A 3893-nucleotide genomic window follows, 5' to 3' on the forward strand; every position below is an offset into this window, starting at 1 on the left:
GCCTGCGCGCAGGAGCCGGCCAAGCCTTTCGACGCGCCGATCCGCATGGCCGAGGTGGCCCCCGGAGGACGGGCCCTCACCCTGCACGCCGACGGAACCATGGTGTCCGACACGGTCTGCACCGTGGTCGAACGGGCCGAGGCGGTCGAGTCGCCGACCAGCGTGACCGTGCGGGTGATCCTCCGTGATACCTGCCCCGAGTCCTCTGGCATACAGATGGGGACCGGAACGAACCAGACCGTGCCCATCACGCTCAAGGAACCTCTGGGGCACCGGAAAGTCCTTGACCAGCAAGGACATGAGATCCGTGTCTGCCCCACCGCGACGGGCTCGCTCTTCGAAAGAATGCAGCGGTGTTTGGAAGAAGCGTCTCGCTGACCTCAGACCTCCGGTTCATGCGAAGTGCCGCCGCTCTCCGCCGACCCGAAGGGACCGGCCCGTCCTGAGCAGGACGAACAAGCGCATCTCCACGATCACGGGAGCGCACCCGCGCGAGCCCCAAGCGCGAATCGTCTCGTGTCAGCTCTCCTCGGTATCGGCTGCGTCGGGGTCGCGGAGCGCGCGGCGGCCGCCGCCCAGGTCGGGCAGGTGGAAGGAGTAGTGGCCGTGCACGTTGATGTGCCTGCGCATGAACGGTGAAAGGCGCACCACGTCCTCGTCGGCGACGTGGTGTCCTTGGGCGCGGAGAGTCTGCAGGGCCGTGTCCAGGTAGACGGTGTTCCACAGCACCACGCAGTTGAGTACCAGGCCGAGGGCGCCGAGCTGGTCTTCCATGCCGGTCTGGTAGGCGTGGCGCAACTCGCCCTTGCGGCCGTGGAACAGGTGTTTGGCCAGGTCATGGCGGCCTTCCTGGAGGTTGCGCATGGCCTTGATATCGCGGCGGTAGGGTTCGTCGTCGACGTAGGTGAGCACGTGCAGGCTCTTGAAGATCCGCCCGTAGTGGGCCAGCGCGTTGCCCAGTGGGGTGGGATGGCCCTCGCGCTGCAGCATCCGGATCACGTCGTGGGCGCGCACCGCGCCGGTGTGGATGGAGGCCACGATACGCAGGATGTCGTCCCAGTGGCGGCGGATCGCGACCGTGTCGATTTTGCCGCGGGCGGCGGTGTTCAGCGGTCCGTAGTCCGCGCCCGGATCGAAGCGCCAGAGTTTGTGGTCGGGCAGGTCGGCCAGCACGGGTCGGAACTTGCGCCCCAGCAGGTGGATGAGGGCGAAGACGATGTCGCTGTAGGAGCCGGCGTCGGTGATGATCACTTCGGGGGCGCGTCCGCCGTCGCGGCCGTACAGCACGTCGATCACGTGCAGCGAGTCGCGCGGCGTGCCCGAGAGCACCTTGGCGCCGAGCCCGACCCCCTGATCGTTGATCATGTTGAGCCACTGGGCGCCCCTGCGGCGGCCGAAGTACTTGGGGTTGGGCCGGGCGCAGATGGTGGGCACCGGCACCACGAAACGCACCCCGTCGATCGCCGCGACCAGCCCGCCGCCCCAGGCCTGCGCCAGACCGATGCCGGCCTGGCCCTCGATCAAGGACGCGTTGGCCGGGCTGTAGGTTTCGGGGCGCAGGTAGGTCTGGTCGACATGGCTGATGCGGTCGCGGGTCAGCGCCGCAACCCCGGGGGAGATGATCGGCGCATAGGTGATGTTGAGGGCGTGCGCGGTCAGGCAGGCCGCGATGGTGACGTGCAGATCGCTCTCCAGGCGCGCCGCGCCGCCGGAGACCGGAGTGAAGGCCGCGGTGAAGCCCGGCCGCCAGGACATCACCTCCAAGATCAGTTCCGGTAGGTCGACCCGCGGCAGCATGCCCTGCAGCCGCTTGCGCAGGTCGATGAGACCGGGCGGCTCTTCGACGGCTTCCAGATGCGCCAGATGCAGCCGGCCCTCGGCATCGACGCTGACCGCGGTCTGATCCGTCAGCCGTCCCGCGACGTCGGTGTAGGCCTCGTCCAGGGCGGCGGCGTGCGCGGCCAGCAGCGGCTCGGGGTCTTCGGGCAGGCCCAGCGTGTTGAGCACCGGCCCCTTAGCCGCCTGCCAGGCCTGACCTGCCAAAAGGTGCGCCCGCGGATCGCTCCACCGCGAGGAGCCGAGAGCGTAGATATCGCGGCGGCGCAGCAGCCGGTGGAACTTCTCCAGCACGCAGAACACATACGCCGCCCGATCCACCAGCCCTTCGGGCAGGTCCTTGCGGTGCACCAGGCGCTTCCATTCACCCGTCACCACTTCCTCGGCGATGCCGTCGGCCGGCAGGTAGGCGGCCTTGATCTTCCTGCGGCCCGCGCGGTTGATCAGAGTCGGCAGCGCGCGCATCGCCTCCAGCGCCGGTTCCCCCTCGGCCGTGGCACCGAAGGCGATGGCCGAGGTCAGCAGCGGCAGAAACGACCGCACCACGGCGATCTTCTCGGTCAGCAGAGCCCGCCACTGGCCATCGGGGTCGGCGTCCGGCGGCGGGGCCGCGTCGGTGACGGCCTCCACCGCGGCGCGCAACTGGCCGCGCGGTACCACCGCGTCGATGGACTCCCACACCTGCTCCAAGGTGAGGTCCTCGCCGTACTCGGAGGCCTCCAGCAGCACCTCCACCGCCAGCGCCAGCGTCGCCGAGGCTCGGGAGAACCGCGGGTAGGTGCGCAGCTTCTCCTTGGCCGACTCGCGCTCGGCGCGAGCCAGTAGCTGACCGGTCATCAGTACGTCCAGCAGCTCCAGCGCGTCATCGATCGCTTTGGCCTCCAGCACCTGCACGGTGGCCAGCAGCGTGGCCAGGCGCCGCACGGGCGGGTGGCGCTTGATCGCCGGGGCCTTACCGGTCAGGCCGTAGCGGGCCAGTTCTGCCAGCCGCCGCGGCGGGATCGCCGAGGTGTCGATCCCGCCCATACCCACCGAGGCGATCTCCACGACCCGTTCCAGCGCCTTGACCATGGCCGGTCCCGAAGCCTTGGTCGAGCCCTTGCGCAGCCGTTCCAGCTCCGAGACCCGCGCCCCGGGCGGCACCTCCAGCAACACGTTCAAGATCAGCCGTTGCTGGGTCGAGAGCAGGTCATGCAGCAGCTGCCACAGCCGCTCGTAGGTCTCCTGGCGGACACGGGCAACCAGGCGGGCCAGCGTGCTCACGCCTGGCAGCAGCACCCCGTGCTCGCGCAGCCAGGCAGTCGCGTCGGTGAAGATCGCCGTCGGCCCGTCTCCGGTGGTCCAGGCCCGATCAGTCACCCAGACCGCGAGCGCGTCTTCGGCCTCGGCGAAGTCCCGCAGCCCGTAGGCTCGCCGGATCTCCCCGGCGTGCTCGCGATGCGTCCCGGCTCGTTGGGCGTACTGCTTCACGCACGAAGCATCGGCGATGTCCAGCTGGTCGGCGACATAGTCGACCACCCCGATAGGGACATCGACCGGATCGGCCAGGAAGGCGCCGACGAAGCGTACCGTCACCAGCTGCAGTGCGAACCCCAGCCGGTTGTGGTCCCCGCGCCGCTTGGCCACCAGCCGCCTGTCGGCGTCGTCGAGGAAGAAGTGCCGCTCTAGCTCGGTGCGGGTGGGCGCGCTGGTGAAGCGGCCGTGCGCGGCGGCCTGCTCATCGCTGAGGAATTCAACGGGCACAGCTTGTCAAGCTATGCCCTACCTGCTCTTTCCCACCGTGAAGTGATCGAACCGACACCTTTCCTGATCGACTCGCCCAGGCGGCGGTCTCGTCGAACGGCGGGCGCTTCGGAACTGGAGCACACGCCAAACACCTGCTCGGCCGACGATCGGAGACCAAACCACCCCTCAAGATCGTTTCTTAGCGTACGTTTTCGTTCCGTTGTTCCTCACGGGCCGTTCCCCCGAGGCGGACCTCGTGGCCGTCGCGGGTGGTGCCCTGAGTGACTCCTCCGCTCCCTGAAGGGAGCGGCTTCTCGCTAGGCCGCTTGCGC

2 protein-coding genes are annotated in these 3893 nt (G+C 68.9%); one reads left to right on the forward strand and one right to left on the reverse strand.

From position 1 onward, the window contains the following. Positions 1 to 378, forward strand: a 378-nt coding sequence (locus ACFOWE_RS31735; protein ID WP_377294403.1) for a hypothetical protein, incomplete at its 5' end; no start/stop codon positions are given. A gap of 141 nt (positions 379 to 519) precedes the next feature. On the opposite strand, the gene ACFOWE_RS31740 is transcribed toward ACFOWE_RS31735, so the two are convergent. Beyond that, positions 520 to 3579 (reverse strand): Tn3 family transposase, encoded by a 3060-nt coding sequence (locus ACFOWE_RS31740; protein WP_377294405.1) that lies wholly within the window; start codon positions 3577 to 3579, stop codon positions 520 to 522. Positions 3580 to 3893: the final 314 nt, after the last annotated feature.

The organism is Planomonospora corallina (genome assembly GCF_042650625.1).
GTDB lineage: Bacteria > Actinomycetota > Actinomycetes > Streptosporangiales > Streptosporangiaceae > Planomonospora_B > Planomonospora_B corallina.